Source organism: Rhizobium sp. P2_G9 (assembly GCF_056403475.1).
The window spans coordinates 98911-114287 of sequence record NZ_JBFUFK010000018.1 but is presented as its reverse complement, the minus strand read 5'-3'; the positions used below and the strand labels follow the sequence as shown (position 1 = coordinate 114287).

Annotated in this window: 12 protein-coding genes and 2 pseudogenes; 4 read left to right on the top strand and 10 right to left on the bottom strand. The window is 61.6% G+C overall.

Going from position 1 to position 15377, the window contains the following annotated elements; translation table 11 throughout:
• On the top strand, positions 1 to 498 hold a 498-nt coding region (locus tag AC1DYF_RS17155), incomplete at its 5' end, for a TetR/AcrR family transcriptional regulator C-terminal domain-containing protein (RefSeq protein WP_477877950.1).
• An 83-nt stretch (positions 499 to 581) separates the two neighbouring features.
• On the opposite strand, the gene AC1DYF_RS17150 is transcribed toward AC1DYF_RS17155, so the two are convergent.
• Together AC1DYF_RS17150 and rpoD are read right to left on the bottom strand one after the other, a co-directional pair.
• Complete coding sequence (locus tag AC1DYF_RS17150; RefSeq protein WP_477877949.1) at positions 582 to 875, bottom strand: GYD domain-containing protein; 294 nt, start codon at positions 873 to 875, stop codon at positions 582 to 584.
• Between the two features lie 147 nt (positions 876 to 1022).
• Positions 1023 to 3095, bottom strand: a complete 2073-nt coding sequence (gene rpoD / locus AC1DYF_RS17145) for an RNA polymerase sigma factor RpoD (protein ID WP_477877948.1) — start codon at positions 3093 to 3095, stop codon at positions 1023 to 1025.
• 565 nt (positions 3096 to 3660) lie between these two features.
• Here rpoD and AC1DYF_RS17140 point away from each other — a divergent pair.
• Positions 3661 to 4524: a calcium-binding protein gene (locus AC1DYF_RS17140; RefSeq protein ID WP_477877947.1), complete on the top strand. Its 864-nt coding sequence runs from the start codon at positions 3661 to 3663 to the stop codon at positions 4522 to 4524.
• A gap of 21 nt (positions 4525 to 4545) precedes the next feature.
• Here AC1DYF_RS17140 and AC1DYF_RS17135 read toward each other — a convergent pair whose 3' ends face one another.
• Positions 4546 to 4893 (bottom strand): GFA family protein, encoded by a 348-nt coding sequence (locus AC1DYF_RS17135; RefSeq protein WP_477877946.1) that lies wholly within the window; start codon positions 4891 to 4893, stop codon positions 4546 to 4548.
• Positions 4894 to 5032: 139 nt separating this feature from the next.
• On the opposite strand from AC1DYF_RS17135, the gene AC1DYF_RS17130 reads away from it, so the two are divergent.
• Together AC1DYF_RS17130 and AC1DYF_RS17125 are read left to right on the top strand one after the other, a co-directional pair.
• On the top strand, positions 5033 to 5434 hold the full coding sequence (locus AC1DYF_RS17130) for a MarR family winged helix-turn-helix transcriptional regulator (RefSeq protein WP_477877945.1): 402 nt from the start codon (positions 5033 to 5035) through the stop codon (positions 5432 to 5434).
• Between the two features lie 47 nt (positions 5435 to 5481).
• On the top strand, positions 5482 to 6774 hold the full coding sequence (locus AC1DYF_RS17125; RefSeq protein ID WP_477877944.1) for an MFS transporter: 1293 nt from the start codon (positions 5482 to 5484) through the stop codon (positions 6772 to 6774).
• A 58-nt stretch (positions 6775 to 6832) separates the two neighbouring features.
• On the opposite strand, the gene AC1DYF_RS17120 is transcribed toward AC1DYF_RS17125, so the two are convergent.
• From AC1DYF_RS17120 to AC1DYF_RS17090, 7 genes and pseudogenes are all read right to left on the bottom strand, one after another.
• The gene (locus AC1DYF_RS17120; protein WP_477877943.1) at positions 6833 to 7930 is read right to left on the bottom strand and encodes a protein-glutamate methylesterase/protein-glutamine glutaminase; all 1098 of its coding nucleotides are present in this window, start codon (positions 7928 to 7930) and stop codon (positions 6833 to 6835) included.
• 6 nt (positions 7931 to 7936) lie between these two features.
• Entirely contained in the window at positions 7937 to 8794 is an 858-nt protein-coding gene (locus AC1DYF_RS17115; RefSeq protein WP_477877942.1) for a CheR family methyltransferase, read from the bottom strand.
• Positions 8795 to 8822: 28 nt separating this feature from the next.
• Complete coding sequence (locus AC1DYF_RS17110; RefSeq protein ID WP_477877941.1) at positions 8823 to 9314, bottom strand: chemotaxis protein CheW; 492 nt, start codon at positions 9312 to 9314, stop codon at positions 8823 to 8825.
• The gene (locus tag AC1DYF_RS17105) at positions 9311 to 11128 is read right to left on the bottom strand and encodes a methyl-accepting chemotaxis protein (protein WP_477877940.1); all 1818 of its coding nucleotides are present in this window, start codon (positions 11126 to 11128) and stop codon (positions 9311 to 9313) included. Before AC1DYF_RS17105 ends, AC1DYF_RS17110 begins: the two co-directional genes overlap by 4 nt.
• A 113-nt stretch (positions 11129 to 11241) precedes the next feature.
• Positions 11242 to 12312 (bottom strand): annotated as a pseudogene (locus AC1DYF_RS17100) (methyl-accepting chemotaxis protein); the annotation flags it as partial.
• A 276-nt stretch (positions 12313 to 12588) separates the two neighbouring features.
• Positions 12589 to 13290 (bottom strand): annotated as a pseudogene (locus AC1DYF_RS17095) (MCP four helix bundle domain-containing protein); the annotation flags it as partial.
• 102 nt (positions 13291 to 13392) lie between these two features.
• Positions 13393 to 15312, bottom strand: a complete 1920-nt coding sequence (locus tag AC1DYF_RS17090; protein WP_477877939.1) for a methyl-accepting chemotaxis protein — start codon at positions 15310 to 15312, stop codon at positions 13393 to 13395.
• Between the last annotated feature and the right edge of the window lie 65 nt (positions 15313 to 15377).

The window sequence follows — 15377 nt, the reverse complement described above, 5'->3', positions numbered from 1 at the left end:
YAGCCGGCGCTCTACTGGCATTTTCGTAGCAAGCGGGCGCTGATCGAGGCGATGAACAAGGAAATCCTGCGACGCGGGCATCCGCACACCTGGCCGGTCGATCCGGCAAACTGGCGGCAATTCGTCACTGAGGATGCGCGTAGTTTCCGCAGGGCGCTGCTGGCTTTTCGCGACGGCGGGCGCGTGCATGCCGGCACCGAGGCCGATCCGAAGGAGCTTGCCGATATCGAGCGGCATATCGCCGTGCTGGCCGGCGCCGGCATGCGTGTGGAGCAGGCGATGGAACTGCTGGTGGCCGTTGGGCGCTACACGGTCGGCTGCGTCATCGAGGAACAATCCGAGCCGCCGCCGGAGCAGGAGGCGCTGGATCGGGCCGCGGAAGGATTTCCGCTGACGGGGGCGGCGATCCGGCACTATCGGACCATGGGCGCGGAGGGCTTTTTCGAGAGGGGGCTGGAGATGATGATCCGCGGGGCCGATGTCCTGGGTGGACGCTGACATCAATCGGCAATGTCTGCTTCATCCACCCCCTTCGATCTGTCGGAGGCGGTGCTGAAAGCGGCTCGGTTGGCCACGCGGCGTCAGAGCGTGGCGAGCAACTCGCGATAGGCGGTTTCGCGGAAGGCCTTTAATGTCTTGGTCCTGACGGAGCCGCCCATCGCCAGCGTCATGACGAAGCGTGCGAACACGGCGTCATCCGGCGCCTCGCAGACGGCGACCATGTCATATTCGCCCATGGTCAGATAGAATTCCTTGAACGAGCCGCCCATGGATTCGAGCATTTTCTTGGCGCCATCCAGGCGTGACGGGGAGTCCCGCACATTCTTGATGCCGTGGTCGGTCCAGTTGATCAGCAGGATATAAGCAGCAGACATCGCAACTCTCCCGTTCGGCGCCGCCTCATCGACGCCGTCCCCATGCCGCAGCCTTAGACAGGATACGCTTGCGGGAAATCGACTGCAAATCGATAAAACAAAAGCGGCCCCGAAGGGCCGCTTTCGAAAACCGGAAGTGCAGATCGCTTAGCTATCGAGGAAGCTGCGAAGCTTCCTGGAGCGGCTCGGATGCTTGAGCTTGCGGAGCGCCTTGGCTTCGATCTGGCGGATGCGTTCGCGGGTGACCGAGAACTGCTGGCCGACTTCTTCCAGCGTGTGGTCGGTGTTCATGCCGATGCCGAAGCGCATGCGCAGCACGCGTTCCTCGCGCGGGGTGAGCGAGGCGAGCACCCGGGTCGTGGTTTCGCGCAGGTTGGCCTGGATCGCCGCGTCGATCGGCAGCAGTGCGTTCTTATCCTCGATGAAATCCCCGAGATGGCTATCTTCTTCGTCGCCCACGGGGGTTTCGAGCGAGATCGGCTCCTTGGCGATCTTCAGGACTTTTCGCACCTTTTCGAGCGGCATTGCGAGCTTTTCGGCCAGCTCCTCCGGCGTCGGCTCGCGGCCGATCTCGTGCAGCATCTGGCGCGAGGTGCGGACGATCTTGTTGATCGTCTCGATCATGTGCACCGGGATGCGGATGGTGCGCGCCTGGTCGGCGATCGAGCGGGTGATCGCCTGGCGGATCCACCATGTCGCATAGGTCGAGAACTTGTAGCCGCGGCGGTATTCGAATTTGTCGACCGCCTTCATCAGGCCGATATTGCCTTCCTGGATCAGGTCGAGGAACTGCAGGCCACGGTTGGTGTATTTCTTGGCGATGGAGATGACGAGGCGGAGATTGGCCTCGACCATTTCCTTCTTGGCGATGCGCGCCTCGCGCTCGCCTTTCTGCACCATCTGCACGATGCGGCGGAATTCCGTGATCGAAATACCGGTTTCGCTGGCCAGATTCTGGATTTCCTGGCGCAGGTCCTTGATCGTCTGGTTCTCGCTCCTGGAAAAATCCTTCCAGCCGCGGGCCGAGAGGTTGCCGATCGACTTCATCCAGTTGGGGTCGAGCTCGGCGCCCATATACTGGTTGAGGAATTCGTCGCGGGCGACGCCGAAGCTTTCGGCGAGACGGAGCAGCTTGCCTTCGTTCTGCACCAGGCGCTTGTTGATCTCGTAGAGCTGCTCGACGAGGCTGTCGATGCGGTTCTGGTTGAGCGACAGCGATTTGACCGCAGTGATCAGCTCGTCCTTGAGCTCCTTATAGCGGCGCTCCTGGGCGGGCGACAGCGTCGCGGAGGCGGCGAGGCGGGCCTCCACCTGCTGGTCCTGCAGCTTGCGGAGCTTCTTGTAGGTCTCGGCGATCTGGTCGAGGGTTTCCGTCACCTGCGGACGCAGTTCGGCTTCCATGGCCGCCAGCGACAGGTTGGATTCGTCCTCGTCTTCTTCTTCTTCCTCAAAGACGATGTTGTCGCCGCCGACATTGGTGATGTCGTCGTCGTCGCCGCCGAGCTGCGGCATGCGGGCCTTGCGGCTCTTTTCCTTTTCCTCGGCGGCCTTGCGGTCGGCCTCGATCTTTTCCGGGCTCTGGAATTGCGGTGCCGCCTTGGCCTCGGGACCGGAATAGGTGGTTTCAAGGTCGATGATCTCGCGCAGAAGGGTGTTGCCTTCGTTGAGTTCATCACGCCAGATGATCAGCGCCTGGAAGGTCAGCGGGCTCTCGCAGAGGCCCTGGATCATCGTCTCGCGGCCGGCTTCGATGCGCTTGGCGATGGCGATTTCGCCTTCGCGCGACAGGAGCTCGACCGAGCCCATCTCGCGCAGATACATGCGCACGGGGTCGTCGGTGCGGTCGGTGGGTTCGCGTTTCTTGGCGGTTGCCAGCGCCGTCCCGGTGGTGGTGGCGAGCTCGCCGCCTTCGCTCTCGCTCTCCTCGTCGCTGCTATCGCTCTCGCTGGCGCTGTCCTGGGCCTGCTCCTCGAGCTCCTCGTCCTCGACGACGTTGATGCCCATGTCGGACAGCATCGCCATCGTGTCCTCGATCTGCTCGGAGGTCACCTCTTCGGACGGCAACACGGCGTTGAGCTCGTCCATGGTCACGTAACCGCGCTTCTTGGCGGCCTTGATCATCTTCTTGACTGCGTCGTCGGAAAGGTCGAGAAGAGGACCATCCGGCGCGCTTTCGCGTTCAGATTCCGCTTCTTCGTTCTCTTTGACCTTGGTTGCCATATTTTACGACTCTCTCTGACGCCGATCTTTTACAAAAACTTCGCTGTGCCGGATTGGTTCGCAGCCTTCGGGCGCACAAGCCTTGCGAATCAGCCCAAACGAAGTAACAGGAAGAGGGTTAAAGGACCCGTTACGACGCTGGCTGTTTCTTCAACAGAAACCGGCACTTGCCGCAGCCTGCGACCCATAGGTTCCAATCCCGCTCTTCCTGAGATTTAAATTCACGATTTTTGCCTGAAATGGTGATTCCCGCTATTTTGTGTCGCGTCAAGCATTTCAGCCCAAAAAAGCGTAAAAAGCCTGAATCCTACGGGCCACGTACCGTCTTCAGCTGTGACGCATATTTAGTTGACTTTATTCATTTGACAAGGGCAGGGCGGGCAAAGCTTGCCTAAAACTTGCTTCGCCACAATCGTTAACGCTTTGATTCCCGAAGAGAAGTTGACGTGTGCACAGCCGCGGCTCACAGAATTTTTCTGACACGCCGGATGGTTCGGGATGATTCTTTCGGCATTTGCGGCCGTCGGCACGCAATTCGCGGCCGACTCACCTTTGGGATTTCGCCATGACGACGAGACGAGGCACAGACGCATCCGAGGAACTCGACGGCACGTCCGACAAGGACCGGCTCTATGGGCTTACCGGCAACGACACCATCAATGGCGGTAATGGCGACGACATGATCGATGGTGGCTCGGGGCTCGACCATCTCTATGGCGGCGGCGGCAACGACCGGATCAATTGCGGCAATGACGGCACGCAGCCGGTCGACGGCCTCCACCAGTCCGACGAGGCCTATGGCGGCACCGGCGACGATGTTCTCAAGGGTGCGATAGGCAGCCAGTATCTCAGCGGCGACGGCGGCGACGACAGGATTTTTAGCGGAGTCGGCGACGATTTCCTGTTCGGCGGCAATGGCAAGGACTATCTCGACGGCGGTGACGGAAACGACTACCTGATGGGCGGCGCCGGCAAGAACACGCTGATCGGCGGCACGGGCAATGACAGCCTTCAGTCCTTGGTCAGCAATGACAGCATGAACGGCGGCACCGGCGACGACATCTATGCCGTCGGCATAAACGATCGCGCCGGCGTGCACGTGACCATGGTCGACAAGAGCGGCAACGATCAGTACCAGATCAACAATTCCGACTCGCAGATCGAAATTTCAGATGCAAGCGGCACCGACAAGCTGCAATTCCACTATGTCTCGAAGGATGATCTGGTCTTTACCCATGACCTCAACGATCTGGTCATCGAGGTCGACGGCTACCAGGGTGAAACCCGCATCGTCGATTTCTTTTCGAGCAAGAACCATCGCATCGAGTCGCTGATCGACAGTTCGGCCGATAGCTTCGACCTGACCGATGTGATCAAGCACATCAAATATGCCGGTGATCATATCGACGGCAGCGATCTCTGGTCGTGATGCTGCTTGGAGGCGACACGCCTAATGGCTGGCGCCGTCATATTTGACGATCTCGATGCTCGACAGGTCGAAATCGGGCAGGCAGCGCAGATTGATCATCGCACCCTTGGCGCCTTCTTTCATATCCGCCTCGGCAAAAGGCGCTATGCCACAGGTCGAGCAGAAGTGATGGTCGATGACATGCCTGTTGAATTTATAAGTGGAAAGCGCCTCGACAGGCGTCTTCAATTTCAGCCGGTCGCGCGGTGCGAAGGCCAGCAGGCTGCCGCGTCTCCGGCAGAGCGAGCAGTTGCAATCCACTGCCTGGGTGAAATCGGCCTCGACTTCGAACGCGATCCGACCACAGTGGCAGCTTCCCTGATGAAGCATGATTTCACCTCTTTGTTCCCTTTATGTTCTGTCTGTATCGCGAGACCCTGGCGGCGTCAACCGATTCTGTCGGGTAATTTTCGCGGGTCGCTATAAGTTCCGCTTGACCTTCGGAAATCTGCGGGTATATACCCGCTAAATGACGAGCTCATCCTGTTACTGCATCCTTCTCAGAAAGGCATCGCGGCGGCTCTCGGCGCTCTATGACGAGGCGCTTGCCCCGTTCGGCATCAATATCGGCCAGTTCAGCCATATCCGCAACATCCGGCGCAATGAGCCGATCTCGCTGACCGACCTTGCCGGGATCATGGAACTCGATCGCTCCACGGTCGGGCGCAACACCAAGGTGCTGGAACGGATGGGGCTGGTGGAGACGACGTCGGGCGAAGACCAGCGTGAGGCGTTGTTGACACTCTCCGGGAAGGGCAGGGCGCTGCTCGAAAGCGCGACACCGGTTTGGGAAGACGTCCAGGTCAAGCTCGACGAGCGGCTGGGCGAAGACAAGACGAATGACCTCAAGCAGCTGCTTGCAGTCCTCTGACTTTTGGCAGAAGAGGGTATATACCTGTAATTTGGAAGGGAATGGACATGCTGTCTCAGAGATTGTCGGTGTGGATGGGCACCAGGAACCTGCACTACGGCTGGGTGGTGGCGACCGTGACCTTCCTCACCATGCTGGCGACGGCCGGCGCCATGGGCTCGGCCGGCGTGCTGCTCCAGCCACTGCAGAAGGAATTCGGCTGGAGCAATGAGAGCATTTCGGCCGTGTTCTCGGTCCGTCTGATACTGTTCGGTCTGCTCGGCCCGTTCGCAGCGGCCTTCATGAACCAGTTCGGTATCCGCGCGGTGGTCACGGCGGCGCTCAGCCTCATCGCCGTCGGCATTGTCGGCTCGTTCTTCATGACTGAGTATTGGCAGCTCGTGCTGTTCTGGGGGATTATTCTCGGGGTCGGCACCGGCATGACGGCGCTGGTGCTCGGCGCCACCGTGGCGACGCGCTGGTTTTCGCACCGGCGCGGCCTGGTGGTGGCGATGATGACCGTGTCGAACGCCACCGGCCAGCTCGTCTTCCTGCCGATGATCGCCGCATTGACCCAAACGATCGGCTGGCGCATGGCGCTGACCGTGGTGGTGGCCGCGCTCATCGTTGCCATGCTTCTGGTGCTGGCGCTGATCCGTGATTATCCGGCCGATGTCGGCCTGGGGCCGTTCGGCGAGCGGGCGATCGTGGCACCGCCGGCGCGCGACAAGACCTTTGGGCAATTGCTGCTGGTGCCGCTCAAAGCGCTCCATAGCGTTTCGGGATCGCCGACCTTCTGGGTTCTGTTCGGAACCTTCTATATCTGCGGGCTGAGCACCAACGGGCTGATCCAGACCCACTGGATTTCGATCTGCGGTGATTTCAACATCGACTCGGTGCATGCCGCGAGCCTGCTTGCCATGGTCGGCATCTTCGACTTCGGCGGCACATTGTTCGCCGGCTGGCTGTCGGATCGTTATGACAACCGCTACCTGCTGTTCTGGTTCTACGGCCTGCGCGGGCTGTCGCTGATCTATCTGTCGATGTCCGGTTTTGCCGTTGCGCAGTTGACGGTGTTTGCGGTCTTCTACGGGCTCGACTGGGTGGCAACAGTGCCGCCGACAGTCAAGCTGACGGCGGAGAAGTTCGGCCGCGACAAGGCCAATGTCATCTTCGGCTGGGTTTTTGCCGGCCATCAATTGGGTGCCGCGACCGCCGCCTTCGGCGCCGGCACTGTGCGGACGGATTACGCCTCCTATATGCCAGCTTTGCAGGTGGCTGGTGGGATGTGTGTCGTCGCGGCGTTGTCGGTGCTGTTCCTGGCGCGGCCGAAGGCGAAGCTGGCTGCAGCCGCCGCGTGACTTTAATCATGCTGGAATCATGCCGGGCGCTGACAGGCTTATGCGCCCGGCCTGCTGATCAAAACCTTGCCTGCGCCGCCATGATTTCGCGGGCAATATGGTCCAGCGGCGTGATCCGGTCGACGCCGCCTCTGGCGATTGCCTCTTTCGGCATGCCGAACACCACCGAGGTTGCCTCGTCCTGGGCTACCGTAAACGCGCCGGCGCTGTGCATTTCTTCCATGCCACGAGCGCCGTCGTCGCCCATGCCGGTCATGATCACGCCCATGGCATTGGAGCCCGCGGCGCGGGCGGCGGAGCGGAAGAGCACGTCGACGGATGGCCGATGGCGCGACACCAGCGGTCCCTCGCGGACGGAGACGTGGTAGCGGGCGCCGCGGCGTTCGATGAGCGTGTGCAGCCCGCCGGGGGCGATTAGCACATGACCGCGGAGCACGGCATCGCCATCGGCGGCTTCCTTGACCTCGACCTCGCAGAGCGTGTTGAGGCGGCTGGCGAAGGCGGCGGTGAATTTCTCCGGCATGTGCTGGACGATCACCATGCCGGGCGCATTGGCCGGCAGCTTTTCGAGCATTTCCCTCAACGCTTCCGTGCCGCCTGTCGAGGCGCCGACGGCGACGATCATTTCCGTGGTCTTGGCCATGGCCCTGCCGCTGGGGGGCGGCAACACGGCGTCGGCGGTCAGCTTTTGCTCCGGATTGAGCGGATGGGCAATTGCCCTGTCGCGGTTGCGGCGCAGATTGCCGAGCTGCGCCTTGGCGGCGGCTTTGACGACGTGGCGGATATTGTCGCCGATCTCCGAAAGGTGGTCGGCAGCGCCTATCTTCGGCTTGAGGATGATGTCGACCGCGCCGGCTTCAAGTGCCTGCAGCAGCGTCTGCGAGCCCTCTTCGGTCAGTGATGAGCACATGACCACCGGGATCGGGTGCTGGCTCATCAGCTTGCGAAGGAAGGTGATGCCGTCCATGTTCGGCATTTCGACGTCGAGCGTTATGACGTCCGGGATCTCGTCACGAATGCGCTTGGCGGCGATGAAGGGGTCGGATGCCGTGCCGATCACTTCGATTTCAGGGTCCTGCTGCAGCACCTGGGAAAGTGTCTGGCGGACGCTGGCGGAGTCATCGACGATCAGCACGCGGGTCTTCTTGGTCGGCATCTGCCCTCAAATCCGTTGGAATACAGTGTTGGCGACAGTCTTCAGCGGCAGATCGAACCCGCCGACGGATTCGGAATGGCCGATGAAGAGATAGCCACCGGGGGTAAGGCAGTCGCAGAGGCGGCGCAAGACACCTGCCTGTGTATCTTTGTCGAAATAGATCATTACATTGCGGCAGAAGATGATGTGGACGGGATCGCCGATGCCGTATTTGTCATCCATCAGGTTCAGCCGCGCGAATGCCACCTTGGAGCGCAGCCGCGGCACGATGCGCACTTCGCGCCGGTCCTTGGCCAGTGCCCGCATGACATAGCGCTGGCGCAGTTCGGGTGGAACCGGATCGGCCATTTCGCTCGCATAGATGCCCCGCCGGGCGGCCTGCAGCACCTCGGTGCTGAGATCGGTCGCAAGGATGGTATAGTTGATGTCGGTACGGTCGCCGACGAACTCCGACAGCACCATCGCCATCGTATAGGGCTCGGCGCCGGTTGAGCAGGCCGAACTCCAGGCGCGCACAGTGCGCACCCCCTGCCGCTGCAGCTCGGGCAGCACCTGCCGGGTCATAAAGTTAAAGTGGTTCGGCTCGCGGAAGAAATCGGTCTTGTTGGTGGTGACCGCGTCGATCAGGTAGACGGTTTCCTGTTCGAGCCCGCCCTGCTTGAACAGGAAGTCGCAATAGGCATCGAGGCTCGGCTGGTTGGTGGCTCTCAGCCGTCGGCGCAGGCGGCCCTCGAGCATGGTCAGCTTGGTCGGCGGCATCTTGATGCCGGAATAGTCGTAGATGAAAGCGGCAAGTCGATCGAAATTGCGCTTGCTCAGGCCGTCATTGACTGGCTGCAGCGCGCGGTTGGCGACAGATGACATACGCAGAACTCCACGTCATTCTCAGGGATCAGGCGGCGGCTTCCTTCGGCGCCAGCGAAGCGGTGTCGCTGGAGGAGAGCAGCCGGGCGAGGTCGATGATGACGACGAAGCCGGTCTCCCGACGCACCACACCGGATATATAGTCCGAGCGCCAGCGCACGCCGATATCCGGCGCCTGTTCGATCTGTTCCTTGCGGAACGGCGTCACTTCGAAGACGCGATCGGCGACCAGGCCCAGAGTCAGCAGGCGGTCTTCCAGCGGGATGTCGAGCACCAGCACGCGCGTATGCGGCGTCGGCACGGTCTTGCTGAGACCAAGCTTCAGTCTCAGATCGATCGTCGGCACGCCTTGCCCCCGCACATTGCGCAGCCCGAGCAGATAGTCGGGGCCGTTCGGGATCTTGAACGCTTCCTCATAGTCGAGGATTTCGCGCACGACCTCGACGGGGACGGCGAAGACTTCCTCGCCGAGGCTGAACGTGACGAACTGTGCTTCGCTGGAAGAGGATGCCATGATCATGCACTTTCCCTGAAATCGGCGTCGCCGGCATCCGGTCCGCCATGGTTGAGGTCGAGAGCAAAACCCTTCACGCGGGCCTGCTGATGGGCGACGGAGTTCTGCTTCGGTGCCGCGGCATGCGCGACCGGCCGGTGAACTGACGGCTTCGCCACAGGCCGCGACGCGACAGGCTTCTGCGCCGACCGGACGGATGCATTCGTGTCGACCTTGAAGAAGGCGATCGAGGTCTGCAGCTCTTCTGACTGGGCTGCGAGCTCCTCCGATGTCGATGCCATCTCCTCCGAAGCCGAGGAGTTCTGCTGCGTGACCTTGTCGAGCTGCTGGATCGCTTCGTTGATCTGGCTGGCGCCGATATCCTGCTCGCGGCAGGCGGCGGTGATTTCCGAGACCAGTTCAGCCGTCTTTCGGATGTCGGGGACCAGGCGGGACAGCATCTCGCCGGCTTCCTGGGCAGCCTGGACCGTGTCGCCCGACATGGCGCTGATTTCCGCCGCGGCCGACTGGCTGCGTTCGGCAAGCTTGCGCACTTCCGAGGCGACAACCGCAAAACCTTTGCCGTGCTCGCCGGCGCGGGCAGCCTCGACGGCAGCATTCAGTGCGAGCAGATCGGTCTGGCGGGCGATTTCCTGAACGATGGAGATCTTCTCCGCGATCGTGCGCATGGCGACGACGGCGCGATTGACGGCTTCGCCGGAGGTTTCCGCGTCCTTGGCGGATTGACGGGCGATCTTCTCCGTCTGGGCGGCGTTGTCGGCATTCTGCTTGATGTTGGCGGCCATCTGCTCCATCGAAGCCGAGGCTTCTTCAGCGGCTGCTGCCTGTTCGGTGGCGCCTTGGGACACCTGCTCGGAGGAGGCCGACAATTCCTGGCTGCCCGAAGAGACGTTATAGGAGGCCGACAAGGCATCGGCGACCACGCCGCGCAGACGCTCGACCATGCTTTCGAGCGATTGGCCAAGCGTGTCCTTTTCGGAAAGCGGCTTCGGACTGATCGTCAGGTCGCCATTGGAGATTCTGTCGGCGATATTGGCGGTGTTGCGCAGGTTCGCCGTCATGCGTTGCATCGAGTTGACGAGGTCCTTGATCTCGTCATTGCTCTTCTGCTCGATTTTCTGATCCAGGTCGCCGATGGCGACGGCGTCCGCCAGGTTGACGGCTCGCTTCAGGCCACGCGAGATGGCGAGCAGGATCCAGACCGCCGCCGCGGACGAGATGACGATCAGGCCGATGGTCATGCCGACCAGCATGTTGCGCGATTGGGCATATTGATCATTTGTGGCCGAGTCCGTTTCGGAGACGTTGCCGACAACAGTGTTGTTGAGCTTGTCGAGGACCTGCAGCAACTGGACCGTGATCTGCTGGCCTTCGCCCATCGAGATGGCGGCTGCCTTGGCGTTGGATTCGGTCGTGTTCTGCTTGGCGAGTCCCGTGATTTGATCCTGAAGCGTGACCCACTTCGCGTAAAGACCGGAGAAATCCTGCATCGCATGGCGGATATCCGGATCGTCGGAGGCAGCGAGCTTGGCTTCAAGCGTCTTGATCGTATCACGCTGCTGCGACACCTCACCGATATAGCTGCCGATCTTCGTGGCATCGAGGTTGAGGATGGAGTCCTTCTCGGCGCGGATCGAGCGCATGACTGCATCCGACAAGTCGCCTGAATCGCGCAGGTTGGCGACCGGACCGGCGACCATCAGCGAAATATCGGTGTTCAGCGAAGAGAGATTGAAGATCGACAGGGCTGCCATCGCGCAAGTGAGAAGCACGATGAAGCCGAATACCAGGCCGAGTTTCAGTTTAATTGTGAAGCGCATTGTCGCTATGCCCCTTAGTCCAAACGGCCCGTGGCCGCCGCTGTTCGTGATCGCGCCGAAGCGCGGTTGGTTGCTGAAGGTCGGCGGCTAGCCGCCCATCCTCGTTTGTTGCGTCATGCGCTTTCCCTGAATTCGCTATCGCCGGCGTCAGGCCCACCCTGGCTGAGATCGAGTGCGAAGCCCTTCAGGCGCGCCTGCTGATGGGCGACGGAGTTTTCTCTTCTCGCCGGTTGTGCGGGCTGTGCCATATGAGCCTTGGCCGCCTGGGGGCGTGACTGCTGTTGCTTGCCGTAGGWGTGTTGCGGGGCTTGCCGGCCGGGGGCCGAGTTTTCGACCTTGAAGAAGGCGATCGAGGTCTGCAGCTCCTCGGACTGGGCTGCGAGCTCCTCCGAGGTCGCGGCCATTTCCTCGGACGCGCTGGCATTCTGCTGGGTGACCTTGTCGAGTTGCTGGATCGCTTCGTTGATCTGGCCCGCGCCAATATCCTGCTCACGGCAAGCGGCGGTGATCTCGGCCACCAGTTCGGCCGTCTTGCGAATGTCCGGCACCAGGCGAGAGAGCATGTCGCCGGCTTCCTGCGCGGCTTGCACCGTGTCCGAGGACATGGCGCTGATTTCCGCCGCAGCCGACTGGCTGCGCTCGGCAAGCTTGCGCACTTCCGAAGCGACGACGGCAAAACCCTTGCCATGCTCACCGGCGCGGGCGGCTTCGACGGCGGCATTCAGTGCCAGCAGGTCGGTCTGGCGGGCGATTTCCTGGACGATCGAGATCTTCTCGGCGATGGTCCGCATGGCGGCGACGGCGCGGTTGACGGCCTGGCCGGAGGTTTCCGCATCCCTGGCCGACTGGCGGGCGATCTTTTCGGTCTGGGCAGCGTTGTCGGCGTTCTGCTTGATGTTGGCGGCCATCTGTTCCATCGAGGCCGAGGCCTCTTCTGCCGCTGCCGCCTGTTCGGTGGCGCCCTGCGACACCTGTTCGGAGGAGGCGGAGAGCTCCTGGCTGCCCGACGAGACGTTGTAGGAGGCCGACATGGCGTCGGCGACGACGCCGCGCAGCCGCTCGACCATGCTTTCAAGCGACAGACCCAAAGTGTCCTTGTCGGAGAGCGGCTTGGGCGTGATCGTCAGGTCGCCGGCGGAGATCTTGTCGGCGATCGCTGCCGTCGAGCGGAGGTTGAGGACCATGGCCTCAAGCGACAGACCCAGTGTATCGCGGTCGGAGAGTGGTTTCGGCGTGATCGTCAGGTCGCCGGTGGCGATCTTGTCGGCGATGCCGGCCGTCTTGCGCAGGTTGCTGACCATGCCTTCGAGCGACAGACCGAGCGTATCCTTGTCCGACAGCGGCTTCGGCATGACGCTGAGATCGCCCTGGGCGATCTGGTCGGCCATATACGCGGTGTTGCGCAGGTTGGCGGTCATGATGTTGACCGTGTCGATCACATCCTTGATCTCGTCATTGGTGGTAATTTCGATCTTCTGGTTGAGATCGCCGATCGCCACGCCGTCGGCGACGGTCTTGATCTTGCCGAGACCCCGGCCGATGCCGGTCGCGATCCAGAAGGCAGCGCCGATGCCGATCAGGGCCGCACCGATCGCGACGGCGATCATCAGGTTGCGCATGGTGCCATAGGCAATGTCATTGGCGTCGTTGGCCGCCTGCATCTGGCGATGCTCGTTGTTCAGGATCGTCTGAAGGGTAGTGTCGAGATTGGCGAGCGCCGTGCGCACCTCGGTCTTTTCGAGGTTCATCGCGCCTTTCTGGTCGTTGGCGGCCAGCATGTCGCGCAGCCGGTCGTCGGCACTGTTGAACGCCGTGATCGCTGCCGAGACCTGCTGCCAGTGCTCCTTGTCCTCTTCCGTCGACAGGGCTTCGGCCTTGTCGATCAGCGTCGCCAGCCGGGCGCGCTTCTGGTCGGCTATGTCCTTGGCCTGTGCGATTTCCCTGGCGTCATCGTCCAGCATCATCGTCTTCTGCTGGCTGGCATAGTCCAGCTGGGTGATCTGGATCTGTTGTGCCGTGTCGAGGCGGGCGACCGGACCGCCGAGCAGATTGTCGACGTCGTGATTGAGGTCGGTGAGGCTCAGGATGCCGTAGGTGGAGCTGCCGGCGAGCAGCACGATCAATGTTGAGAAAGCAATTCCTAGCTTTAATTTTATCGTCATACGCATTGTCTTGGCCCTGCAAGCTGTGCGGCGGCGTCGGATTGATCAGGCCGTCGTTTTGGGTTGACGGCGAGGGCAATCGCTTGCCCTCGCCAGATGATGTCATGCAGTTTCCCGGAATTCACTGTCGCCGGCATCCGGTCCGCCGTGGTTGAGGTCAAGCGCAAAGCCCTTCACACGCGTCTGCTGATGAGCGACGGAGTTCGGCCTGGCTGCCGGCGCAGGTGCCCTCGACATCGCGGCCTGCCGCTTCTGGGGTTTTGCTGCCGGCTTGGCGACTTGCCGGGCTGCCTCGTTCGCATCGACCTTGAAGAAAGCGATCGAGGTCTGCAGTTCTTCCGACTGCGCGGCGAGCTCTTCGGAGGTGGCCGCCATCTCTTCGGAGGCCGAGGAGTTCTGCTGCGTTACCTTGTCGAGCTGCTGGATCGCTTCGTTGATCTGGGCAGCGCCGATGTCCTGCTCGCGGCAGGCGGCGGTGATTTCCGAGACCAGTTCCGCCGTCTTGCGGATGTCGGGGACCAGGCGGGAGAGCATTTCGCCGGCTTCCTGGGCAGCCTTCACAGTGTCACCCGACATGGCGCTGATTTCCGCCGCGGCCGACTGGCTGCGTTCGGCAAGCTTGCGCACTTCCGAGGCGACGACGGCGAAGCCTTTGCCATGCTCGCCGGCGCGGGCGGCTTCGACGGCAGCATTCAGTGCGAGCAGATCGGTCTGGCGGGCGATTTCCTGGACGATGGAAATCTTCTCCGCGATCGTGCGCATGGCGGCGACGGCGCGATTGACGGCCTCGCCAGAGACTTCAGCATCCTTGGCCGACTGGCGGGCGATCTTTTCCGTCTGGGCAGCGTTGTCGGCATTCTGCTTGATGTTGGCGGCCATCTGCTCCATCGAGGCCGAAGCCTCTTCAGCGGCGGCTGCCTGTTCGGTGGCGCCCTGCGAGACCTGCTCGGAGGAGGCGGAGAGTTCCTGGCTGCCCGAGGAGACATTGTAGGAGGCCGACAGCGCATCGGAAACGACGCCGCGCAGGCGTTCGACCATGCTTTCCAGCGACAGGCCGAGCACATCGCGGTCGGAGAGCGGCTTTGGCGATACCATGAGGTCGCCGTTGGCGATCTTGTCGGCGATGCTGGCCGTGTTGCGCAGATTGGCGACCATGCTCTGCATGGAAATGCCCAGCACGTCCTTGTCGGACAACGGCTTGGCGTCGACGGTCAGATCGCCTTCGGCAATCTTGTCGGCGAGGCCGGCGGTCGTGCGCAGATTGGCGGTCATGAGGTTGACGGTGTCGACCAGATCCTTGACTTCGTCATTGGTCTTGATCTCGACCTTCTGGTTGAGATCGCCAATCGCCACGGCGCCGACGATCGAGGCGATCTTCGTCAGACCGCGGTTTATGCCAAGCGTGATCCAGACCGCAGAACCCAGCGCAAGCAGGAATGCTGCGGCTGCAATCGACAGCATGACAAGCCTGGTATTGCTGTAGAGATCGTTATTCGCCTTGTCGGCTTCGTCGAGTTTTTCCTTTTGGATATCCAGCAGGGCCTTGACCGACTGCCCCATCTCCACCGTCATCTTGCGAAGCTCGCCCATCGACAAGGCTTCTGCTTCGTTGTTCTTGCCGGCCTTGAGCAGATTTTGCAGATCGAGCGAGCGTTCGCGGAAGGCTGTTCCCAGGCTGATCATCTTCTCCCAGAATGGCTTGCCTTGAGGACTGGCAATGGCGAGACCCTGTTGTGCCGTCGAGGCCATCAGATCGATATTGGCGAAGGATTCCTTGAAGGCCGACGCGACGTCGTCAGGCGTATTGGCGAGGAGGGCGTTCTTCTGAGCGCGGATTGCATCCACCTCGTGAACATTGGTCAACAGAGCGAGCTGCATTCGCTGCACAGGACCGTCGATCATGTCGCCGCTGGCCTGGTTGAGCGTGCTCAGACTCATGACGCCATAGACAGCGATGCCGATCAGCATGAGCGTCATCAGGCCGAAAGCGAGCCCGAGTTTAAGTTTGATTGTAAAGCGCATCCGCATGTCCCCTCGATAGACAGAATTTAGGCGTGACAAAGCATTTCGCGGTGAAGCGATCGGCT

Excerpts from the sequence above, each read along its gene's own strand:
- AC1DYF_RS17150 (WP_477877949.1), bottom strand. The coding sequence starts at position 875 with ATGTCTGCTGCTTATATCCTGCTGATCAACTGGACCGACCACGGCATC.
- rpoD (WP_477877948.1), bottom strand. The coding sequence starts at position 3,095 with ATGGCAACCAAGGTCAAAGAGAACGAAGAAGCGGAATCTGAACGCGAA.
- AC1DYF_RS17140 (WP_477877947.1), top strand. The coding sequence starts at position 3,661 with ATGACGACGAGACGAGGCACAGACGCATCCGAGGAACTCGACGGCACG.
- AC1DYF_RS17135 (WP_477877946.1), bottom strand. The coding sequence starts at position 4,893 with ATGCTTCATCAGGGAAGCTGCCACTGTGGTCGGATCGCGTTCGAAGTC.
- AC1DYF_RS17130 (WP_477877945.1), top strand. The coding sequence starts at position 5,033 with ATGACGAGCTCATCCTGTTACTGCATCCTTCTCAGAAAGGCATCGCGG.
- AC1DYF_RS17125 (WP_477877944.1), top strand. The coding sequence starts at position 5,482 with ATGCTGTCTCAGAGATTGTCGGTGTGGATGGGCACCAGGAACCTGCAC.
- AC1DYF_RS17120 (WP_477877943.1), bottom strand. The coding sequence starts at position 7,930 with ATGCCGACCAAGAAGACCCGCGTGCTGATCGTCGATGACTCCGCCAGC.
- AC1DYF_RS17115 (WP_477877942.1), bottom strand. The coding sequence starts at position 8,794 with ATGTCATCTGTCGCCAACCGCGCGCTGCAGCCAGTCAATGACGGCCTG.
- AC1DYF_RS17110 (WP_477877941.1), bottom strand. The coding sequence starts at position 9,314 with ATGATCATGGCATCCTCTTCCAGCGAAGCACAGTTCGTCACGTTCAGC.
- AC1DYF_RS17105 (WP_477877940.1), bottom strand. The coding sequence starts at position 11,128 with ATGCGCTTCACAATTAAACTGAAACTCGGCCTGGTATTCGGCTTCATC.
- AC1DYF_RS17090 (WP_477877939.1), bottom strand. The coding sequence starts at position 15,312 with ATGCGCTTTACAATCAAACTTAAACTCGGGCTCGCTTTCGGCCTGATG.